Annotated in this window: 1 protein-coding gene; it reads right to left on the reverse strand. The window is 44.7% G+C overall.

Translation table 11 applies throughout. The annotated features are described in order from the left end of the window. Positions 1-39: 39 nt before the first annotated feature. Positions 40-1,113, reverse strand: coding sequence for an IS110 family transposase (locus ACEZ3G_RS17045; RefSeq protein ID WP_432426731.1), 1,074 nt, complete (start codon positions 1,111-1,113; stop codon positions 40-42). Between the last annotated feature and the right edge of the window lie 253 nt (positions 1,114-1,366).

Below are 1,366 nucleotides of genomic sequence, written 5' to 3' on the forward strand. Positions count from 1 at the left end.
TAGGTACTGTGTAAAAAAACAAGCTTTTTCCTTAAAATTTTAGGAAACAAGTTGATCTATCAAGTTGTTATCCTGTGCAGCAATAGCTTCATGCTTTTGCTGCTTTTTTGTTTCATAGGCCGCATCATAGACCTCTTCATTTTTCCATAAGGTGTACATCAATATCAATAACTTTCTCTGAACGGCTATCAAGGCCACCAAAGGTTTTGCTTTGTTGGGCTTCAGCCTGTTATAGAATCGTTTCAATGTCGGGTTGCAGCGTACACAGGTCATCGATGGCATATGTAGGACCGACCTGATATGGCTGTTCCCCTTTTTACTGATGACCGTTTTTCCCTTGAAATTGCCGGATTCACGCAATACGACATCGTAGCCTGCGTAACTTGTCAATTGTTTTGCACTGGTCATCGACTCAAAGCCCAATGTCTCACCTACCACTGTTGCTGCCGATATAAAAGAGATCCCGGGTATGCTCATTATAAAACCGATCTTTCTTTCCAGTGCTTCGTTCTTTGATACTATCTCTTTCATCTCCGCTTCTATCATTTCTATTTGGCCGTTAAGAAGCTTGAGCCGGTCCCTGTGCCGTTTTAGGGCCTTGGTGCTGCCATGGACGCCCGAATCGATGGCTCCTTGACGGTTGGTCTCCGTAATCCTGTCCTTTATCAAGGAACCGCGCTCCCTGCTCAATGCCTTTAGCTCCTGTAGTTCTTCACTGGGCGGCCGCCAAGGACGAATACTTCTTTCAAGACCCAGCATACTGAGCATTTTACTGTCCAGGGCATCCGTTTTCGAACGCTGGTCCAGACTCTGGGCATAGCGCTTTACACGACCGGACTGCATTACACAGACCCTATAACCATTTGAGTACAGATAATGGGTGATGCCCTGGTGATATACTCCCGTGGCCTCCATGACTACCGTTAGTTCGACGGTATCGTCAACTGACTTTTCCAACCAATTCAAAAGCTCACCATAACCCGATAGGTCATTGGTCACATCAGGATGCGATATGAATTCTTTTTCCAGCTTATCCGTTAGGAACCCGAAGGACAAGGACAAACTCAATTTGGAAACATCGATACCCAGACTTTGTTTCAACCGTTTTGCCATAACATCATTTTTTAGGCTACGATCCTCTTTATCATCCTTGCTCGCATTTGATTCGACCTCCGTGAAAGGGGTCTAGGTACTGTCCGGATTCCAAGAAGATTATGGAAGGGCGGGATTTCTATGAAGCGATATCATTCAATGTATCTAGCCGAGACCTCTCTGTCCCTTCCATTCTAGCTCATATTAATTATTGGGAAACTACTATATTTATCAATAATTGATTAGTGGCTCGTAAACATACGAGCCGAGACCG

Origin of the sequence: Meishania litoralis, assembly GCF_042611095.1 — a bacterium.
Taxonomy (GTDB): Bacteria; Bacteroidota; Bacteroidia; order Flavobacteriales; family Flavobacteriaceae; genus Meishania; species Meishania litoralis.

Bases quoted from the DNA above. Each gene is read 5' to 3' on its own strand.
- ACEZ3G_RS17045 (WP_432426731.1), bottom strand. From the start codon at position 1,113: ATGGCAAAACGGTTGAAACAAAGTCTGGGTATCGATGTTTCCAAATTG.